This is a genomic window from Aurantimonas sp. 22II-16-19i, from assembly GCF_002088275.1.
Classification (GTDB): Bacteria; Pseudomonadota; Alphaproteobacteria; order Rhizobiales; family Rhizobiaceae; genus Jiella.
The window spans coordinates 66,623-83,861 of the sequence record NZ_AQQS01000011.1; the positions used below are offsets into that span (position 1 = coordinate 66,623).

21 protein-coding genes are annotated in these 17,239 nt (G+C 63.7%); 17 read left to right on the plus strand and 4 right to left on the minus strand.

Features of this window, described 5'->3' with window-relative positions:
• Positions 1-103: 103 nt before the first annotated feature.
• The gene (locus ATO4_RS10970) at positions 104-625 is read right to left on the minus strand and encodes a hypothetical protein (protein ID WP_139802389.1); all 522 of its coding nucleotides are present in this window, start codon (positions 623-625) and stop codon (positions 104-106) included.
• Positions 626-710: 85 nt separating this feature from the next.
• Complete coding sequence (locus tag ATO4_RS10975; RefSeq protein ID WP_083591561.1) at positions 711-1,121, minus strand: helix-turn-helix domain-containing protein; 411 nt, start codon at positions 1,119-1,121, stop codon at positions 711-713.
• Positions 1,122-1,194: 73 nt separating this feature from the next.
• Here ATO4_RS10975 and merB point away from each other — a divergent pair, with 73 nt between their 5' ends.
• The 12 genes from merB to ATO4_RS11035 all read left to right on the plus strand — a co-directional run bounded on the left by merB (position 1,195) and on the right by ATO4_RS11035 (position 11,557).
• Positions 1,195-1,950: an organomercurial lyase gene (gene merB, locus ATO4_RS10980; RefSeq protein ID WP_176222946.1), complete on the plus strand. Its 756-nt coding sequence runs from the start codon at positions 1,195-1,197 to the stop codon at positions 1,948-1,950.
• A gap of 59 nt (positions 1,951-2,009) precedes the next feature.
• Positions 2,010-2,411 carry a mercuric transporter MerT family protein gene (locus ATO4_RS10985; protein WP_176222947.1) on the plus strand — a complete coding sequence of 134 codons (402 nt, stop codon included), beginning with the start codon at positions 2,010-2,012 and terminating at the stop codon, positions 2,409-2,411.
• A 12-nt stretch (positions 2,412-2,423) separates the two neighbouring features.
• Positions 2,424-2,714 (plus strand): cation transporter, encoded by a 291-nt coding sequence (locus ATO4_RS10990; protein WP_083591563.1) that lies wholly within the window; start codon positions 2,424-2,426, stop codon positions 2,712-2,714.
• A gap of 193 nt (positions 2,715-2,907) precedes the next feature.
• Complete coding sequence (locus tag ATO4_RS28335; RefSeq protein ID WP_083591564.1) at positions 2,908-3,132, plus strand: GDCCVxC domain-containing (seleno)protein; 225 nt, start codon at positions 2,908-2,910, stop codon at positions 3,130-3,132.
• Between the two features lie 13 nt (positions 3,133-3,145).
• The gene (locus tag ATO4_RS11000; protein ID WP_083591565.1) at positions 3,146-4,492 is read left to right on the plus strand and encodes an NAD(P)/FAD-dependent oxidoreductase; all 1,347 of its coding nucleotides are present in this window, start codon (positions 3,146-3,148) and stop codon (positions 4,490-4,492) included.
• A 222-nt stretch (positions 4,493-4,714) separates the two neighbouring features.
• On the plus strand, positions 4,715-5,440 hold the full coding sequence (locus tag ATO4_RS11005) for a L,D-transpeptidase (protein WP_083591566.1): 726 nt from the start codon (positions 4,715-4,717) through the stop codon (positions 5,438-5,440).
• A 212-nt stretch (positions 5,441-5,652) separates the two neighbouring features.
• On the plus strand, positions 5,653-5,913 hold the full coding sequence (locus ATO4_RS11010) for a hypothetical protein (protein ID WP_083591567.1): 261 nt from the start codon (positions 5,653-5,655) through the stop codon (positions 5,911-5,913).
• Positions 5,914-6,163: 250 nt separating this feature from the next.
• Complete coding sequence (locus ATO4_RS11015; protein WP_083591568.1) at positions 6,164-8,719, plus strand: heavy metal translocating P-type ATPase; 2,556 nt, start codon at positions 6,164-6,166, stop codon at positions 8,717-8,719.
• Between the two features lie 18 nt (positions 8,720-8,737).
• Entirely contained in the window at positions 8,738-9,151 is a 414-nt protein-coding gene (gene cueR, locus ATO4_RS11020; RefSeq protein WP_083591645.1) for a Cu(I)-responsive transcriptional regulator, read from the plus strand.
• 238 nt (positions 9,152-9,389) lie between these two features.
• Complete coding sequence (gene lgt / locus ATO4_RS11025; RefSeq protein ID WP_245308697.1) at positions 9,390-10,259, plus strand: prolipoprotein diacylglyceryl transferase; 870 nt, start codon at positions 9,390-9,392, stop codon at positions 10,257-10,259.
• A 69-nt stretch (positions 10,260-10,328) separates the two neighbouring features.
• A complete protein-coding gene (locus tag ATO4_RS11030) occupies positions 10,329-10,934 on the plus strand; it encodes a class I SAM-dependent methyltransferase (protein WP_083591646.1) in 606 nt (201 codons plus the stop codon).
• Between the two features lie 56 nt (positions 10,935-10,990).
• The gene (locus ATO4_RS11035) at positions 10,991-11,557 is read left to right on the plus strand and encodes a hypothetical protein (protein WP_210191057.1); all 567 of its coding nucleotides are present in this window, start codon (positions 10,991-10,993) and stop codon (positions 11,555-11,557) included.
• A 307-nt stretch (positions 11,558-11,864) separates the two neighbouring features.
• On the opposite strand, the gene ATO4_RS11040 is transcribed toward ATO4_RS11035, so the two are convergent.
• Entirely contained in the window at positions 11,865-12,218 is a 354-nt protein-coding gene (locus ATO4_RS11040; protein ID WP_083591570.1) for a metalloregulator ArsR/SmtB family transcription factor, read from the minus strand.
• Between the two features lie 47 nt (positions 12,219-12,265).
• Here ATO4_RS11040 and ATO4_RS11045 point away from each other — a divergent pair, with 47 nt between their 5' ends.
• The 5 genes from ATO4_RS11045 (at position 12,266) to ATO4_RS11065 (ending at position 16,758) form a co-directional block, all read left to right on the plus strand.
• Positions 12,266-13,159: a cation transporter gene (locus ATO4_RS11045; RefSeq protein ID WP_176222948.1), complete on the plus strand. Its 894-nt coding sequence runs from the start codon at positions 12,266-12,268 to the stop codon at positions 13,157-13,159.
• Positions 13,160-13,237: 78 nt separating this feature from the next.
• Positions 13,238-14,239: a sodium:calcium exchanger gene (locus tag ATO4_RS11050; protein WP_083591572.1), complete on the plus strand. Its 1,002-nt coding sequence runs from the start codon at positions 13,238-13,240 to the stop codon at positions 14,237-14,239.
• Complete coding sequence (locus tag ATO4_RS11055) at positions 14,239-14,982, plus strand: cytochrome c biogenesis protein CcdA (protein ID WP_083591573.1); 744 nt, start codon at positions 14,239-14,241, stop codon at positions 14,980-14,982. Before ATO4_RS11050 ends, ATO4_RS11055 begins: the two co-directional genes overlap by 1 nt.
• A gap of 29 nt (positions 14,983-15,011) precedes the next feature.
• Positions 15,012-15,485: a signal peptidase II gene (gene lspA / locus ATO4_RS11060; protein ID WP_083591574.1), complete on the plus strand. Its 474-nt coding sequence runs from the start codon at positions 15,012-15,014 to the stop codon at positions 15,483-15,485.
• Positions 15,478-16,758 carry a cytochrome P450 gene (locus ATO4_RS11065; RefSeq protein WP_083591575.1) on the plus strand — a complete coding sequence of 427 codons (1,281 nt, stop codon included), beginning with the start codon at positions 15,478-15,480 and terminating at the stop codon, positions 16,756-16,758. The genes lspA and ATO4_RS11065 overlap by 8 nt, the downstream gene beginning before the upstream one ends.
• 29 nt (positions 16,759-16,787) lie before the next feature.
• Here ATO4_RS11065 and ATO4_RS11070 read toward each other — a convergent pair whose 3' ends face one another.
• Positions 16,788-17,228, minus strand: a complete 441-nt coding sequence (locus ATO4_RS11070; protein ID WP_083591576.1) for a helix-turn-helix domain-containing protein — start codon at positions 17,226-17,228, stop codon at positions 16,788-16,790.
• Between the last annotated feature and the right edge of the window lie 11 nt (positions 17,229-17,239).

Consider the following 17,239-nt stretch of genomic DNA (forward strand, 5'->3'; position numbering starts at 1 on the left):
CAAGGCTGCGGCGGGGCGGCGCGAGGCAACATCTCGATGCGTTGAGGCGCACCGGACACGACAAAGGCCAAGTCTCAGCCGCGTGAGAGCGGTCGAGCCAGCCTTAGGAGAGGATGGTCAGACGGGGAGGGAACGGCTCCGGCGCGCTCTGGACGCTGCGAAGCCGTCGATCAGGAACGCCGATGAAGATCGCATCGGACAGCTCGAAAGCCAGCCCGCTTCGAGCCGCCGCGTCTTGCACGCCCACGCAGGTCGTAAAGCAGGCCGAGGGGGACATTGCCATGTTGCCGCCGCACGCGTCGCAACCGTCAGGCATGGATTGCTCCATCCCTGCTGCCATGGCGGGTTGGCTCATGTCCATTCCCGCCTCGATGACGGCCTGGTTGATCTCACCAGACTGCACGGCATACGCCGGAGTCCCCAACCCAAAGGCGAGGAGCAGCAGAACTGCGAGGATCCGGCGAGCGTGGTTCATCGTGCGGCAATATAAGTGGACCGGTGAGAAATGCCAACCCACTGCGTGAAGCGCTCGTTTGTCGCGGGGGTAGATCTCTTTCAGCGGGCCTGTAGCTCCGAGGAACGGCCGACCAGCGATCCCGCTGCTTGGTCGACGGGAGATAGTCATGGACCAGATCATTCAGTGCCGGTTCGGATGACGATCGTCAATGCCGACGAAGATGACCGCCCGCCGCAATACTGATCTATTGCGGTCACTCCGAGGGCTCCCCACTCAGCACGTCGATAATCGCGCACTCCGGCGCGGTTCCGCCCTCGCAGCGTGTGGCCGTCTCAGCCAGCATCCGCTCCATGCGCCGGAGATCAGCGATCTTCTCACGAATATTCTTGAGATGGGCCAGGGCGGCGTTCTGAACTTTGCCGCAGGCGTGGCCCCCTTCGACTAATCCGAGCAAGTTCCGGATCTCGTCCAGTGTGAAGCCGAGCTCACGGCTACGCCGGATGAAGACGAGCCGGCGCAGGTGCCCTTCAAGGTAGAGCCGGTGCCCGCCCTCGGTCCGTGGTGGCGGCGGCAGTAGCCCGACCTTCTCATAGTAGCGGATCGTCTCGATGTTGACGCCGGTTCGCTCCGACAGGCGCCCAATGCTGAATTCCTGGAAGGCCAATAGAATTCCCCTTGATCCTGTAGTCGCTACAGGAATTAGAAGCCGCGGGAGTACGGATCAAGGAGCTGTTCCCATGAGCGACGTTATCGATGCCACTTCCAAGGCTATCGAGGTGGAGATCAGGCCCGGTGTTCTCCGACCGGACTGGTCGGTCGTAACTTCTAAGATTGCCCGCGACGCCCTTTGCGCCCGTTCCGCGTCACGCTCCAGCTTGGTAGAGGGCTGGGCGGTCGCGTTGGACAGCAGCGAGGATCGTGCTTGGCAGCGCGTCCTCGCTCTGTTTGTGGAGCTCGGGCGCGCGCCTTCGATCGCGGAGATCGCCGCCGATACCGGTCTTGAGGAAGAGACCGCCAAGAGCATCCTCAAGCACCTGCAAAGCCGCGATCTGCTACGGCTTGGCGAGAACGGAGGCATCATTGACGCCTATCCGTTTACCGAACGTGCGACGGGACACGTTGTCAAACTCGGCTGCCATAAGCTGAACGCGCTCTGCGCCATAGACGCGCTCGGCGCGGGCGCGATGTGCGGCCGTGACGTGGCCGTCGAGTCAACATGCCGCGCCTGCGGGATGGCTATTCGGATCGCTACAGCCAATCAGGGAGCACGCATTGCCACCGTCTCTCCAGCCGGAACGGTGGTCTGGCACGACACCTTCTATTCCGGCAGCGCGGCAAGCTCCTGCTGTCCGCGGACCGCCTTCTTCTGTTCGGACGCGCATCTGAACGACTGGCTGTCAGCGTCGGATGAGCGCTCGGGACGGCGACTCTCGGCCGACGAGGCCCTTCAGGTCGGCCGAGCCATCTTTGGCCCCGTCCTCGCGAAAGCGTGATTTGAACCTGTAGCAACTACAGGCGGCACACCTGCGGAAACATGGAAGGCGAGCCGACGATGAACGGGCACAGCGAACCTCTGGAGCGACGGGTCGAATCCTCGATCGGTGACGCGGGGCGGACGCGTCTGACCGTCGCTGGTGGTCTGATGGGCGCGCTCGCCGCCTCCTCCTGCTGCATCCTGCCGCTGGTCCTGTTCAGCTTCGGTATCGGCGGCGCCTGGGTCGGCAATCTAACGGCGCTCGCGCCCTATCAGCCGTTCTTTGTCGCCGTCACCCTCGCCAGTCTCGGTTACGGTTATTGGCGCGTCTACCGCAAACCGGCCGCCTGTGTGGACGGTGACACCTGCGCTCGGCCGTTGCCAAACCTGCTGGTCAAGGTCGGCCTGTGGGCTGCAATAGCCATTGTGGCGGCCGCCCTGGCGTTTCCCTTCGTTGCCCCGCTCCTGCTCGGCCTTTGAAAAGAGGACATCATGCATCGCACGCTTGCACTCGGCCTGACGGCCTTTTTCCTAGCCTCCCCGACGATCGCCGCCGAGCGGACAGTGACGCTCGCCGTCGACAACATGACCTGCGTGACCTGCCCTTACATCGTGGAACAGGCCCTGTCGGCCGTTCCGGGGGTGACTGACGTCGAGGTATCGTTTGAGAGCGCGACCGCCGTGGTCACGTTCGACGACGCCGCAGCCGATCCTGCCGCCCTGATGGCCGCCACGACGAACGCCGGCTTCCCGTCTCGCCCAGTGTCCGGGAGCGAGGGATGAACGGCCACGAGCTGCTGCGCACGGGGCTCGTCGGATTGGCCCATTGGCCTCTGCTGCGTCACCAAGGTGCTGATCCTGTCCGGCGCGGTCGGGCTGTCGGCCCTCGCAGGACGGTCGGGCGTCGCCCTGTTGTCCGCCTTTGCGGTCATGGCTGGATCACCGCTTACATGCTCATCAGAAAGCAACGTACATCATGACACACCTGCAAAGCACGATCACCTGTCCGCGGTGCGGGCACCTGGAAACCGAGACAATGCCCACGGACGCCTGCCAGTTCTTCTACGACTGCAGAGGCTGCGGAGCCCTCCTGCGCCCGAACGAGGGCGATTGCTGCGTCTACTGCTCCTTCGGCTCCGTGCCCTGCCCTCCGATCCAGGAGGCCCAGCGGACCGGGACGGCAAGCTGCTGCGCAGCGTGACGGAGAGCGCCTGATGAGCCAAAATTTCGATCTCGTCGTCATTGGTACGGGAACCGCAGCGCGGGTGGCGGCCATGCGCACCCGCGCTGCCGGATGGTCCGTCGCCGTCATAGACAGCAAGCCATACGGAGGTACCTGTGCTCTTCGCGGCTGCGATCCGAAAAAGATGCTGATCGGCGCCGCCTCAGCGGTCGATCATGCCCGGCGCATGCGAGGAAAGGGAGTGGTCGGCGAGCCGCAGATCGAATGGCGGGATTTGATCGCCTTCAAGCGCAGCTTCACCGATCCGGTGCCGGAGAAGCACGAGGAGAGCTATACCGCCAAGGACATCGCTACCTTCTACGGGGAAGCCCGGTTTACAGGAGCGAACAGCGTTGAGGTCGGCAGCACAATCCTTGAGGGCAAGCACATTCTGATCGCCAGCGGGGCAAAACCGGTCACACTCGGCATTCCCGGCGAGGAACACCTGATCGACAGCGAGCAATTTTTGACCCTAGAGGTCCTGCCGGAACGGATTGTGCTGGTCGGGGGCGGCTACATTGCGGCCGAGTTCTCGCACATTGCCGCGCGGGCCGGAGCGCAGGCGACGATCCTGCAACGGGGCGGACGCATGCTCACCCACTTCGAGCCGGAGCTGGTCGGCTGGCTGATGGAGAGCTTTGAGACGGTCGGGATCGACGTGCGCACCGGAACGGAAGTCACGGGGATCGAGAAGATCGGGACCGGATACCGCGTCGCGGCCTCCTCGGGCGGACAGAGCGTGACGATCGAAGCCGACGTGGTCGTGCACGCCGCCGGGCGTGTCCCGAACCTTGACGGTCTCAATCTCGAGGCCGCCGAGGTTGCGGTGAAGGACGGCCGTTTGCAGCTCAACGCGCATCTGCAAAGCGTCTCGAACCCCGCCGTCTACGCGGCAGGCGACGCGGCCGCCTCCGGTCCGCCGCTCACGCCCGTCTCGAGCCACGATGCCAAGGTGGTGGTCGGCAATCTGCTCGAGGGCAATGAGCACGAGCCCGACTATCGCGGCGTGCCGAGCGTCGCCTTCACGCTTCCGCCCATCGCCGCCGTAGGTTTGAGCGAACAGGAGGCGCATCGGCAAGGGCTGAAGTTCCGAACGAAGGTGGAGAAGGTCCCGACCTGGTTCACGGCCCGCCAGGCGGCCGAGCCGGTCTACGGCTTCAAGGTGATGGTCGAGGAAAAGACGGATCGGGTTCTTGGCGCCCATCTCGTCGGGCCGCACGCCGACGAGGTCATCAACCTGTTCGCCCTGGCGATCCGGCACGATCTGACCGCAACGGCCCTCAAGCAGACGATGTTCGCCTATCCTACGGGCGCATCCGATATCGGCTACATGCTGTAGCCGATGCTCTTTCGTTGACCGCCATGCAGGACCTTCGCGAAAGCGTAACCTTTCACCGAAAACGCCTGTTGATCCTGTCGTCCTTCAGAACCTGCGTTGGCGCTCAGAGCGACACCAGCGGACGTTCACCGTCTTCAGCTATCTGACCCGCAATTGAAGCGCTTCCTGAGAACTCCACAATAAACGCCGCCCGCGCATCCGCGGGCCAGCGGAAGGTATGGAATGGCCGAAATGAAAGAACTGCCGTCAGTGATCCTGCCGCGCCGGAGCCTGCTGGTCGGCTTTGCCGGTCTGGCTCTTTCGGGATGCGTATCGGGAGTGCGGACCGCGGCGGCGCCAGCGGTATCCTTGGCGCCGCCACCTGCACTTCCGCCTGCGCCGCCGCCCGTCCGTCCGGACATGTACGACGCGATGCCGGAGGAACGATTTCCCATCCCGGCCGTGGACATCACGCAGGTCGAGGAGCGGTTTTGGAGGACGGTCGTCGATGATCCGACGGGCGAGGCTCCCGGCACCCTGGTGGTCGATACGCCCGCCAAGTATCTCTACTTCACCATGCCCGACGGGTCGGCCGTCCGCTACGGAATCGGGGTCGGGCGGGAAGGGTTCGCCTGGTCCGGCCGAGCGGAGGTGCAGTACAAGCGCCAGTGGCCGCGCTGGACTCCGCCGGACGAGATGGTGGCCCGCCAGCCGGAACTGGAGCCGTATTCCATCGCCAATGGCGGAATGGACCCTGGTCTCCAGAACCCCCTTGGCGCAAGGGCCCTCTACATCTTTCAGGATGGACAGGACACGCTCTATCGCCTGCACGGAACGCCGGAGGCATGGTCGATCGGCAGGGCGGTCTCCTCGGGCTGCATTCGCCTGCTAAACCAGGATGTCATTGACCTTTACGAGCGCGTCCCCGACGGCACGCCTATCAGAGTGAGCCAGGACACGAGTGTTTAGGCGGTGGCATAGAACATTCTAGAGAATTCGCGATCGAGCGCTGCCGGGCCACCGCCCCCGCCTGCTCTGCCGAATGGACGATGGTATGGAACGAGATCTTGATCGGCTTCACCATCGCCGGTTTCATCTCCGTCGTCGTGCCGCAGTTGTTGTAGCTGCCATCGTTCTGTCCCGGATGGAGGCGCAGAGGCGAACCCCGGTTTCTCGTAGTCGTGGAGAACGCGCTGGTGGCTCCGGTCGTCGCCTTCTTCTCCTTCATCGGCTCGATGGGCAACGTGGGCCTCTTCGCAATACCCTGGTCGCGTGAGGCGTCCTTCGGCGACGTCATGGCCTTTCTCGGCGCAGATCTCGTCGCGACGACTGTGATCTGGGTTCATGGCAAATTTTACGGCTGGCACTACGCCCTCTACACGTCGGCGCTACTCTATAGATGCTTCGTCGCGACTGGGATCACGCGCGTCGCCCTAGACTAGCTGATCGGACTGCCGAGGCTTTCAGTCCAGAGCATCGTTCGCCGGACAGGATGATCTCACAGCACACACTTTAGAAATGGCCGCTCAGTTCGCAAACGCACCTGTGCGGGATGGCACGCGATCAGCGCCCGCGGATTTGGCTCTCCGGTGCTGGCGGAAGAGCGAGACGAATTTCTTCGGACCACCCCTTGACCTTCCAACTGGGGGAAGCCCCACTTTCCATGCAGTCGAAGGATAGGGAGCCAGATTCATGGGATCCGTCACTGCATTGCGCCAGGAGGAGCCGCGCCTAAGCACCGGTCAAAAAGCCTCCACCAGCATCCGAATTGAAGGGATGACTTGCGCGTCCTGCGTCGGCCGCGTCGAGAAGGCGATCCGGGCCGTGCCGGGGGTTGCTGCAGCAAACGTCAACCTCGCAACCGAGCGAGCCGACGTCACCTTCGCCGATAAAGCCCACCCGCTCGCAGTCGTCGAGGCGATTAAAAACGCCGGCTACGAGGCCGGAACGGACACGATTGAGCTCTCCATCCAGGGAATGACCTGCGCCTCCTGCGTCGGGCGGATCGAGAAAGCGTTGAAGGCCGTACCCGGCGTCGCCGCGGCGGATGTCAATCTGGCGACCGAAAAGGCGGTGATCCGCTCGGTCGCCGACATGGTGGAGCTTGCAGATCTTGAAGCGGCCGTGCGCACCGCTGGCTACGAGGCCCAACGGACAATCCAGGGCAGCACGGCCGATACACAGACAGAAGCGCGGGCGACCGAGCTGCGCAATCTGCGCTTCAGCGTTCTGCTAGCAGCCGCGCTGTCCCTGCCAATCTTCGCCCTGGAGATGGGCGCCTATCTCGTGCCCGGCCTCGGGACATGGGTGCATGGCACGCTCGGCGAGCGCAACATGCTCTATCTCATGTTCGTGCTGGCGACCGTCGTTCAGTTCGGCCCTGGCTTGCGCTTCTACAAGAAGGGTGTTCCCGCCCTTCTGCGCGGCGCACCCGACATGAACTCTTTGGTCGCGCTGGGCACGAGCGCCGCCTGGGGCTTTTCGGTCGTTGCGATGTTCGCCACCGGTCTCCTGCCGGAGGGCACGGCTAACGTCTACTTCGAGGCCTCCGCGGTCATCATCACCCTGATCCTGCTGGGCCGCTACATGGAGGCGCGTAATAAAGGTCGCACCGGCGAGGCGATCAAGCGGCTCGTCGGCTTGGCGCCTAAGACCGCCCGCGTGCTGCGTGATGGCCAAGCCGTTGAGATTGCGCTCGATCAGGTGCAGGTCGGCGATCAGGTGCAGGTTCGGCCCGGCGAAAAAATCCCGGTGGACGGCGCGGTGGTCGAGGGCTCCTCGTTTGTCGATGAATCCATGATTTCGGGCGAGCCGGTGCCGGTACAAAAGGTTGCGGGTGCCGAGGTCGTCGGCGGCACCATCAACAAGACCGGCGCCTTCTCCTTCCGGGCCACGAAGGTCGGCAGCGACACCGTGCTGGCTCAGATCATCCAGATGGTGGAGCAGGCGCAGGGGGCGAAACTTCCGATCCAGGCTCTGGTCGACAAGGTGACGAGCTGGTTCGTGCCAGCCGTGATGGCGATCGCAGCCCTGACCTTTCTGGTCTGGCTGGTCTTCGGGCCGGCGCCGGCGCTCACCTTTGCCCTCGTCAATGCCGTCGCGGTGCTGATCATCGCCTGCCCGTGCGCCATGGGTCTTGCCACCCCGACGTCGATCATGGTCGGCACGGGCCGGGCAGCGGAAATGGGCGTCCTGTTCCGCAAAGGCGAGGCGCTGCAGACCTTGCGCGACGCAGACGTTATCGCGCTCGACAAGACGGGCACACTGACCAAGGGCCGGCCGGAACTCACCGACCTTATTGTCGCCGAGAGCTTCGAGCGTAATGAAGTCCTGGGACTGGTGGCGGCGGTCGAGACTCGCTCTGAGCACCCGATCGCGGAGGCGATCGTCGAGGCGGCCGAGTGCGCCGGCTTGGAGGTCCATGCAGTCTCCGACTTCGAGGCGACCCCCGGCTTCGGTGTCGAGGCGCGGGTAGACGGACGCACGGTCGACATCGGCGCCGATCGCCTGATGAAGAAGCTGGGCCTCGATATCTCCGTCTTCGCGGCGGAGGCGGAGCGCCTGGGCGATGAGGGAAAGAGCCCGCTCTATGCCGCTGTCGACGGCAAGCTTGCCGCCATCATCGCCGTCGCCGATCCGATCAGGCCGACGACACCAAAGGCGATCAAGGCGCTGCATGATCTCGGCCTCAAGGTCGCGATGATCACCGGCGACAACCGCCGGACCGCGGAAGCGATCGCAAAGCGCGTCGGTATCGACGAGGTCGTGGCCGAAGTCCTGCCTGACGGCAAGGTGGATGCGATCAAGCGACTGCGCGCAGAAGACCGGACGGTGGCTTTCGTAGGCGACGGTATCAACGATGCGCCTGCGCTCGCGGAGGCCGACGTGGGCATTGCGATCGGCACGGGAACGGACGTGGCAATCGAGAGCGCCGACGTGGTGCTGATGTCCGGCGATCTCAGGAACGTGCCGAACGCCATCGCGCTCTCCCAGGCGACGATGCGGAACATCAAGCAGAACCTGTTCTGGGCCTTCGCCTACAACACGGTTCTGATCCCGGTCGCGGCCGGAGCCCTTTATCCCCTCTACGGCGTGCTCTTGTCGCCGGTTCTCGCCGCAGCCGCCATGGCCATCTCGAGCGTCTTCGTGCTCGGCAATGCGCTCCGGCTGCGCAGCTTCCGCCCGACGATGGAGGCGAATGCGAGGGCCGCTCCGCAGGGACCAGTCCATCTCGCGCCAGCGGAATGAAATTAAATGGAGACGAACATGAACATCGGAGAAACAGCGGCCGCCTCGAACGTGTCGGCGAAGATGATCCGCTATTACGAGAGCATCGAGCTTATTCCTTCCGCGGTTCGCTCGCAGGCCGGCTACAGGGTCTATTCCGAAGCGGAGGTGCATACGCTTCGGTTTATCCACCGCGCTCGGGAACTCGGCTTTTCCATCGCTGACATTCGGCGCCTTCTCGCCCTTTGGCAGGACAAGAACCGCTCAAGCGCCGAAGTGAAAGCGATCGCGTTGGAGTACATCGACGAGCTTCAGAAGAAAGCTGCCAGCCTTGAGGCCGTGAGGGACTCCCTCCAACACCTCGCCGACAGCTGCCATGGTGATGACCGTCCTGAATGCCCGATCCTGGATGATCTGTCGGGGCAGGGCGAGGAGCGCACTTCTCTCCACTGACCATCTCGATGCCGAAGTGAGGCCTTGCGGGGACCGCGGTTCCCGCGCCTCATCGAACGAGCGAGCACTGGTTTGCTCTGCTCGGCACTGTCGCCGCGATTCCAGTGGTCGATCTTGAATGACCGGTGGTGCGGCAAGAAAGCCTTCTCAAAGCCGCACCCATCCTGCGCAAAGAGCGTACGTCCAGCACAACGGCTTGCCCGCTGGTGCGAGACCAGAAAACCTTCCCGGAGACATCGTGGATCTATTCCCTCTGACCTTTCCCGCCATCGACCCTGTGTTGGTCGAGATCGGGCCCCTTGCCATCCGCTGGTACGGTCTGGCTTACGTCGTCGGGATCCTGGCTGGATGGCGATATGCCGTCTACCTCGCCCGGCTCTACGGCGGTCGGCCCAACTCCGACGATGTGGAAAGCGTCGTGCTCTGGGCAACCTTCGGCATCATTCTGGGAGGTCGGCTCGGCTACGTGCTGTTCTATGAGCTGGACTCCTATCTGCAGGACCCCTCGCGCATTTTGGCTGTCTGGCATGGCGGCATGTCCTTCCACGGAGGACTTCTAGGCGTCACCGCTGGAATCGTGATTTGCGCCTGGCGGCGCGAAATCCCGCTGCTCAAGCTCGCCGATGCCGTCGCCCCCGTTGTGCCGATCGGCCTGTTCTTTGGACGTTTGGCCAACTTCATCAACGGAGAACTATGGGGGCGCGTCAGCGATGTGCCTTGGGCCATGGTGTTTCCGGGAGCGGGCGATCTGCCCCGCCACCCCAGCCAGCTCTACGAGGCGTTTCTTGAAGGGTTGGTGCTGTTCGCCATCCTAGCCGTGCTCGCGCACAGACCCTCAGTTCGCGTCCGGCATGGGGTGATCACGGGCGTCTTCCTGCTTGGCTACGGACTGAGTCGCATCACGGCGGAGCTGTTCCGCATGCCCGATCCACAGCTCGGATTTCTTTATGGCGGGCTGACGATGGGCCAGCTCCTGTCCTTGCCGATGGTGCTTCTCGGGATACTCCTGGTCCTGTGGGGCCAGTACCGGGCATCCCGCGAGCCGCAAACAAAGACAGTGGGGCAAGGGAAGAATGAGATCTCAGTGGTATCAAACCGTGCGCGCTGATCCGGGCCATTTAATCGTCCTAGCTGCCACCTCGGGCCGGGACTCCGGCGAGTTGAGGAGATGCTGCGGATGAGCTTCTATCGCGAGAGCGTATGCCCGTGCCTTACCCACCTTGCGATGAGCGCTAGTAGCCTGCGGCCCTACCGCCAGGCTGTCACTCGCCAGGCGAGCGGGCGCGTTCTGGAGATCGGAGTCGGCTCAGGAGCAAATCTTGGCTTCTACGGGAATTCGGTGGAATGCGTCACTGGTATCGACCCGAGCGCGGGAATGCTTCGCCGGGCGGCGGGCGTGGACACGAACATTCCCGTGTTGCTGCTTCAATCGGCGGGAGAGGCTCTTCCCCTCGAGTCAGGCAGCTTTGATTGCGTCGTCTCGACCTGGACGTTGTGCTCTGTTTCAGATCCCCACCTTGTCTTGGAAGAGATCGGCCGTGTTCTGAAACCCGGCGGCCATTTCCTCTATGTCGAGCATGGCCTGTCGCCTGAGGAAAACGTTTCGCGGTGGCAAGACCGGCTGAATCCGGCATGGCACCGCTTTGCTGGTGGATGCAATATCAACCGCCCCATCTCGAAGATCGTGGCCGAAAGCAGTTTCCGCGTCGTATCCGACAATAACGCCTATGCCTCGGGGCCGCGCCTGTTCGCATTCTTCTATCAGGGAGACGCCGTTCGCTGAAGCGCGGCCGCATCCGAAGCTGCGGAACTTCACCCACACGGCCCAGTTCGCGCACTATGGCCGATTACCTCCACGTCCTCGCGCTCGCGCTGATGCCCGCCTTCGGCAACTTCGCCGGAGGCGTGGTGGCCGAACTGATCCCGACGTCCCGGCGGATGCTGAACCGTGCGCTGCACGCGGCCGCCGGGATCGTCACCGCCGTCGTCGCCGTCGAGCTGATGCCGGAGGCGCTCGGCGGTTCGGCGCCGCCCTGGGCCATTGTAGTGGGCCTTTGCCTAGGCGGCGCCTTCTACGTCCTCGTGGAATGGTTTGTCGATCTGATGCAGGGCGGCGACGAGGACGCCGCGGGGGCCTGGATGATCTACGTCGCCGTTGCGATCGACCTGTTCAGCGACGGGCTGATGATCGGCGTCGGCTCTGTCGTTTCCTTCGGCCTGGCGTTCATCCTCGCCCTCGGTCAAATCATGGCTGATGTGCCTGAGGGCTTCGCAACCATCGCCAACTTCAAGGAGAAGGGCGCGTCCCGCCGCCGCCGTATCGTCCTGTCCGCCTCCTTCGTCGTACCCGGCCTCCTGGGCGCCAGCATCGGTTTCTGGCTACTGCGCGGGCAGGGCGAACGCTGAAGCTTGCCGCCCTTGCCTTCACCGCCGGCATCCTGCTCCTGGCCGCCGTCGAGGAGATGCTGGAGGAGGCACACAAGGCGGCCAAGGACACGCGCTATGCAGCCGCCTTCTTCATCGGCGGCTTTGCCCTGTTCACGCTGGTCGCGTCGTATTTCGGGGACTAGTGGGTGACAGCGCCTCGATCATGCCGCCAACGGCGATCGTGCCGCAGCCGCATTGGCTATTTGCCGCGCTCGCAAACCACCGGCGGTGACAAGGCGCAGCTCCCGCACTCTTTCGATCCTGCTCACGGCGCCGAGCCCCAGGATCACCGTGCGCCGTAGTTCCCGCAGGTGTCGACGCCGCAGACGGTCTCCGCTAGCAGCTCGTCAGTGAGCAAAAGCAGATCATTCAGACGCTGATCGCTCAGCCGATAATGAACAAAACGGCCGCGTTGCTCGCCGGCGACGAGGCCGCATTCGCTGAGGCACCGCAGATGGTTCGACGCGTTCGACTGCGACAGGCCGGTAATCGCGACGATCTCGCCGACGGACAACGGTTCCGTGCGCAAGGCGTCCAGGATCGACAGGCGCGAGGCGTCGGCCAGCCCCCGGAAGAGCTTCGCCCGTAAGGCAACGGTCGGACCATCAGTGCGCTCGATGAGTTCGGCGACGCTCGACATATCAGCCACGAATGATATATGACCCTTCTCGATCAGGGAAGATGGCCATGACCATAACAGCGTCAACAAACAATGCCGAGACGGCGCGCTATCGCGTCACCGGGATGGACTGCCCCTCCTGCGCGGCTAAGATCGAGAAGGCCGCGCGCTCCGTCGGTGTCGAGGACGTGAAGGTCTCGACCGCCACGCAAGTCATGACCCTGCGGGTGGACGACCCCGAAACCCGTTTGCCCGAGGTCGAACGTGCCGTGACGGGGATCGGCTATCGGCTCGATCGCCTGGACGCCCCGAGCGTCGATGCCGAAGGCGACATCGACGACCTGCCCGAGGATCTGAGCCATATCACGCCCGCTTATAAGCGGGCGCTGTGGATCGTCGTCGCGCTGAATGTCGGCTACGGCATCATTGAGATGTTCGGCGGCTTTCTGTCGGGCTCGCAGGCGCTCAAGGCCGATGCGCTCGATTTTCTGGGCGATGGCCTGATAACTTTCCTTGGAATCCTGGCGATCGGCTGGAGCCTCGTCTGGCGCGCCCGCTCCGCCCTCATCCAGGGACTGTTCCTTGGCGCCCTCGGTGTCGGGGTTCTCGCCAACACGGTCTATCGCGTGCTCGTGCAGCAGCAGCCGGAAGCCGAGCTGATGGGCTTGTTTGCGGTGATCGCGCTCGTGGTCAACGTCATCGCAGTTCTTCCGCTGCTACCGCACCGGACGGGAGACGCCAATGTCCGCGCCGTCTGGCTGTTCTCGCGCAACGACGCGATCGGCAACGCCGCCGTGGTCGTTGCGGCGGGACTGGTGGCCTGGACGGCCTCGCCCTGGCCGGATCTGGGCGTGGCTGTCATCATCGCCGGGCTGTTTCTGCAATCCTCTTGGTCGATCATCCGTGACGCACGGAGCGATCTGCGCGAAACCTCGTCGGCTTCGGCTCGTGCGCCCGCATGAGACCTGACCGGCAGCAATGAAGCCTAACTGATCGAAGGCCGTCCATGCGCGAAGGCTAAACGATCTGCTGGAAGAAGCATGAGCACATGGATCTGGGCAGCCGTGCTGGTGGCTGCCGTCTTCGCCGCAGAATGGGGCTCGGATCATCTCGCCGAGCCCCTTCGCAGGCTGCGCAAGCAATGGGGACTGTCGGCCGCGGCGGGGGGCTCGCTGATCGGGATCGCCACCGCAAGTCCTGAGGTCGGCGTGAACATCACCAGCGCCGTGCGGGGTGTGTCCGACATCGGGTTGGGGGCGATGCTCGGCTCGACCGCCATCGGCATTCCGGCGCTCGTCTCGGTCGGCTATCTTGCAACGCGCAAGCGCGACATTCCCGACGATCCGGGTCATCAGAGGCATCTCCGGGAGCATCTGCTGCGCGTTGATCCGAGCGCCGTGACCGTGCAGGCGCTCCCGTATCTCGGCATCCTGGCGCTCGCCGCCGTTCTGATCCTTCCCTCGCCATGGCAGGGCTTGCAGCCGATCGACGGCTGGATCCTGCTCGCCGCCTACATCGCCTATGCCGGCCAAGCTTTCTTTCGCGGCCGCGGTGAGGCCGAACAGGTCGAATGGTCGCGGAAGAAAATCTGGCTGGCGGTGGCCGGTGTCGGGGTTCTCGCGCTCGGCGCCTACTTCACCGTCATCTCGACGCAGAACCTGGTCAAGGCGTTCGGCATCTCACCAATCATCGGCGGCCTGTTCATCACTGCGCCTTTGGCGGCCCTCCCGGAAATCTTCGCCTCGTGGAAGCTTTCCCGCAGCGGCCAGATCACGCCGGCGCTCACCAACATCATCGGCGATCACGCCGTGACCATGACGGTCGGCTTTCTGCCTCTGGCGCTTGTCGGGACGCCGATCGACAATTTCCGGCTGGTCTGGGTGAGCTTCGTCTTCGTTGCTCTGATGCCCCTGCTTTATGCCGCGTTCATCCGCTGGGGAGGGCCAGAGCCAGGCTTTCGCCGCTGGCAAGTGCTGACCCTGCTGGGCGCCTACTTCGTCTATGTCGGCGTGGTGGTGGTCTGGGTGCTGGAGCTGGTTTGATGGAGATCTCCAGTATTGGGATTGCGACGGCCTTCGCCGCCGGCGTCGTGTCCTTTCTGTCCCCTTGCGTGCTGCCGCTGGTGCCCGGCTACGTCTCCTATGTCGCCGGGCGCACAATCAGCCCGGACGGGCTCACAACCGAGACCGGCTTCACGGCTGCAGTTCGGACCTTCGGCCTGAGCCTCTGCTTCGTGCTGGGGTTCTCGACCGTATTCGTCCTACTGGGCGCCAGTGCGACGGCCATGAGCGGGCTCCTTCGCACGCATCTCTACGAGGCGAACCTGATCGGGGGCGCGATCGTCATCGTCTTCGGCCTGTTCACGACGGGTCTCGTGCCGATGCCCTGGCTCGACCGTGACCTGAGGGTCCATGCGAGCCCGAGCAGCGGCGGCCCTTGGGCCGCCTATCTCCTCGGTCTGGCCTTCGCCTTCGGCTGGACCCCGTGCATTGGACCGGTGTTGGGCGCGATCCTGGCGCTGTCGGCCGCTAATGCGACGGCCGGAAGCGGAACGGCCTTGCTGGCCGTTTATTCGCTCGGCTTGGGCCTGCCCTTCATCCTGGCCGCGCTCTTCATGCGCGGGTTCATGGCGAAGATGAAGGCCATGCGTCGAACCGGTCGTGTCCTGAAAATCATGGCAGGCGGGGTGATGATGTTGATGGGTATCGCCATGATCACCGGTCACCTCACGCGCTTTGCGTTTTGGCTTCTCGCGATCTTCCCCGCCCTCGGCCAGATCGGCTGAGCTGATTATCTAAGGAGCACTTCCGCGGCATGCTCAAGCTCGGCCTTCCTCTCACCCTTCTCAGCTTCCTCCTCGATCAGGCGACGAAGTGGTGGATCCTGAACCACGTCATGGATCCGCCGCAGGTCATTCCCGTCACCGGCTTCTTCAATCTCGTGCTCGGCTTTAACACCGGCGTGAGCTTCGGCTTGTTCGGCGAAGCACCGGCTTGGCTCCTGATGGCGTTCACACTGGCGATGGTGGCGGGGCTCCTGGTTTGGATGACGCGCACCGACAGCCGCCTGACGGCAATCGCCCTCGGCCTCGTCGTGGGCGGTGCGCTTGGTAACCTGCTCGACCGGCTGAGGCATGGCGCGGTGACGGACTTTTTGGACTTCTACGTGGGCGCCTATCACTGGCCCGCATTCAATTTCGCCGACGTGGCGATCGTCAGCGGCGTCGGGTTACTGCTCATCGAGAGTGTCTTGGCACGTGAAGAAACGAAAGCCGCAACGGATGCCTGAAGTCCCGCGCACCAGAATGCCGGATGCCACTCTGGCCCTCATCAATGATCCCTATCAATTCATCTCGAAGCGGTGCCGAGAGTTTGGGTCAGACCTGTTCAAAACGCGGCTGATGCTGCAAATGGCGACCTGTATGACTGGCCCGGAAGCGGCGCGGCTCTTCTACGATGAAAGCCGATTCATCCGGCGTGGCGCCATGGTCGGGCGCATTCAGAAGACATTGCTCGGCAAAGGCGGCGTGCAGGGCCTCGACGACGAGGCCCACAGACACCGCAAGCAGATGTTCATGTCGCTGATGCGCCCTGAGCGGATCGCATCGCTGGTAGCGAGAACAGCCGAGGAGTGGGATGCCTCCGCTCGCGCCTGGTCGTTGAAGGGCGAGGTGGTTCTTTATGACGAGCTGCACGTCCTTCTGACACGCGCGGCCTGCGCCTGGGCCGGAGTGCCGCTCGCGGAGCCGGAGGTCGAGCAGCGAACGCGGGAGATCACCGCGCTGTTCGACTGTGCCGGATCGGTTGGACCGAAACACTGGTGGGCTCGCCTGGCCCGCAAGCGGAGCAACCGCTGGATCGAGAGCATCATCGGCGACATTCGCGACGCACGAATTCATCCCCCAGAGCAGTCCGCCGCCCATGTCGTCGCATGGCACCGGGATCTTGAGGGCGAGCTGCTGACGCCCCACGTCGCTGCCGTGGAACTCCTCAATGTGGTCAGACCGATCGTGGCCGTCGGCGTCTATATCACCTTCGCCGCCCACGCTCTGCATCGCCATCCCGAATGCCGGCGCAAGCTCCAAGCCGGTGATGATGCCAGTTACACCGAATCCTTCGTGCAGGAGGTCCGGCGATTTTATCCTTTCTTCCCCGCTGTCGCGGCACGGTTGCGCCGCGAGTTCGAATGGAACGGATATCGGTTCCCGAAAGGACGCCGTGTTCTCCTGGACCTATATGGAACGGACCATGATGCCCGGTCATGGGAATCGCCTGAGACCTTTCAGCCGGAGCGGTTTCGTGATTGGGACCGAAGTCCCTTCAGCTTCATTCCCCAAGGTGGCGGCGAATACCACGTTCATCACCGATGCCCGGGCGAGTGGATCACGATCGAGCTGATGAAACTCGCCTCACAGGTCCTTTCCAAGGATATCCAATATGACGTGCCGGAGCAGGACCTGCGGATCGACTATTCGAGGCTCCCCGCTCTGCCGTGTAGCCGCTTCATCATCAGCAACGTAAGGCCGGATCTGACAGGGAGACCTGCTGCGGCGCTAAGCTGATGGGCGAGAGCGAGCCACACTCGTTTTACTCAGTCTCTGGAGTGCGGATGCCCCCCCCTCGGTGTTGCGGTCGGCGACAGCGCCTCGATGATCTGGCACTCGGCGACCGTACCGCGGCTGCATTGGCTGAGAATGCTGTCCAGCTCCCGGCGTAGAGCCTGAAGATCCCGGATCTTGCGCTTCACCTCGGCCAGGTGCTCGCGCGCGATCGCATCGACCGCCTCGCAGGGACGGTCGCGCTGGTCCGACAAGCCGAGAAGGTCACGCACCTGCTCGATGGAGAAGCCGAGATCGCGCGCCCGGCGGATGAAACTGAGGCGGCCCAAATGGGCGGCCGAGTAGCTACGGTAGTTGCCAGCCGTGCGCTCCGGGGCCGGCAGGAGGGAGATCCGCTCGTAATAGCGGATCGTCTCCACCTTCGTGGACGTCGCCTTTGCAAGATCCCCGATCGAGAGGTTTTCGCACGCCATGCCCTTGACCC

What these genes read in the sequence shown, in the direction of transcription:
- cueR (WP_083591645.1), top strand. Translation starts at nt 8,738, where the DNA reads ATGAACATCGGAGAAACAGCGGCCGCCTCGAACGTGTCGGCGAAGATG.
- ATO4_RS11070 (WP_083591576.1), bottom strand. Translation starts at nt 17,228, where the DNA reads ATGGCGTGCGAAAACCTCTCGATCGGGGATCTTGCAAAGGCGACGTCC.
- lspA (WP_083591574.1), top strand. Translation starts at nt 15,012, where the DNA reads ATGCTCAAGCTCGGCCTTCCTCTCACCCTTCTCAGCTTCCTCCTCGAT.
- ATO4_RS11035 (WP_210191057.1), top strand. Translation starts at nt 10,991, where the DNA reads ATGGCCGATTACCTCCACGTCCTCGCGCTCGCGCTGATGCCCGCCTTC.
- ATO4_RS10990 (WP_083591563.1), top strand. Translation starts at nt 2,424, where the DNA reads ATGCATCGCACGCTTGCACTCGGCCTGACGGCCTTTTTCCTAGCCTCC.
- ATO4_RS28335 (WP_083591564.1), top strand. Translation starts at nt 2,908, where the DNA reads ATGACACACCTGCAAAGCACGATCACCTGTCCGCGGTGCGGGCACCTG.
- merB (WP_176222946.1), top strand. Translation starts at nt 1,195, where the DNA reads ATGAGCGACGTTATCGATGCCACTTCCAAGGCTATCGAGGTGGAGATC.
- ATO4_RS11005 (WP_083591566.1), top strand. Translation starts at nt 4,715, where the DNA reads ATGGCCGAAATGAAAGAACTGCCGTCAGTGATCCTGCCGCGCCGGAGC.
- ATO4_RS11015 (WP_083591568.1), top strand. Translation starts at nt 6,164, where the DNA reads ATGGGATCCGTCACTGCATTGCGCCAGGAGGAGCCGCGCCTAAGCACC.
- ATO4_RS11065 (WP_083591575.1), top strand. Translation starts at nt 15,478, where the DNA reads ATGCCTGAAGTCCCGCGCACCAGAATGCCGGATGCCACTCTGGCCCTC.
- ATO4_RS11055 (WP_083591573.1), top strand. Translation starts at nt 14,239, where the DNA reads ATGGAGATCTCCAGTATTGGGATTGCGACGGCCTTCGCCGCCGGCGTC.
- ATO4_RS11045 (WP_176222948.1), top strand. Translation starts at nt 12,266, where the DNA reads ATGACCATAACAGCGTCAACAAACAATGCCGAGACGGCGCGCTATCGC.
- ATO4_RS10970 (WP_139802389.1), bottom strand. Translation starts at nt 625, where the DNA reads ATGACTATCTCCCGTCGACCAAGCAGCGGGATCGCTGGTCGGCCGTTC.
- ATO4_RS11050 (WP_083591572.1), top strand. Translation starts at nt 13,238, where the DNA reads ATGAGCACATGGATCTGGGCAGCCGTGCTGGTGGCTGCCGTCTTCGCC.
- ATO4_RS11030 (WP_083591646.1), top strand. Translation starts at nt 10,329, where the DNA reads ATGAGCTTCTATCGCGAGAGCGTATGCCCGTGCCTTACCCACCTTGCG.
- ATO4_RS11040 (WP_083591570.1), bottom strand. Translation starts at nt 12,218, where the DNA reads ATGTCGAGCGTCGCCGAACTCATCGAGCGCACTGATGGTCCGACCGTT.
- ATO4_RS10985 (WP_176222947.1), top strand. Translation starts at nt 2,010, where the DNA reads ATGAACGGGCACAGCGAACCTCTGGAGCGACGGGTCGAATCCTCGATC.
- ATO4_RS11000 (WP_083591565.1), top strand. Translation starts at nt 3,146, where the DNA reads ATGAGCCAAAATTTCGATCTCGTCGTCATTGGTACGGGAACCGCAGCG.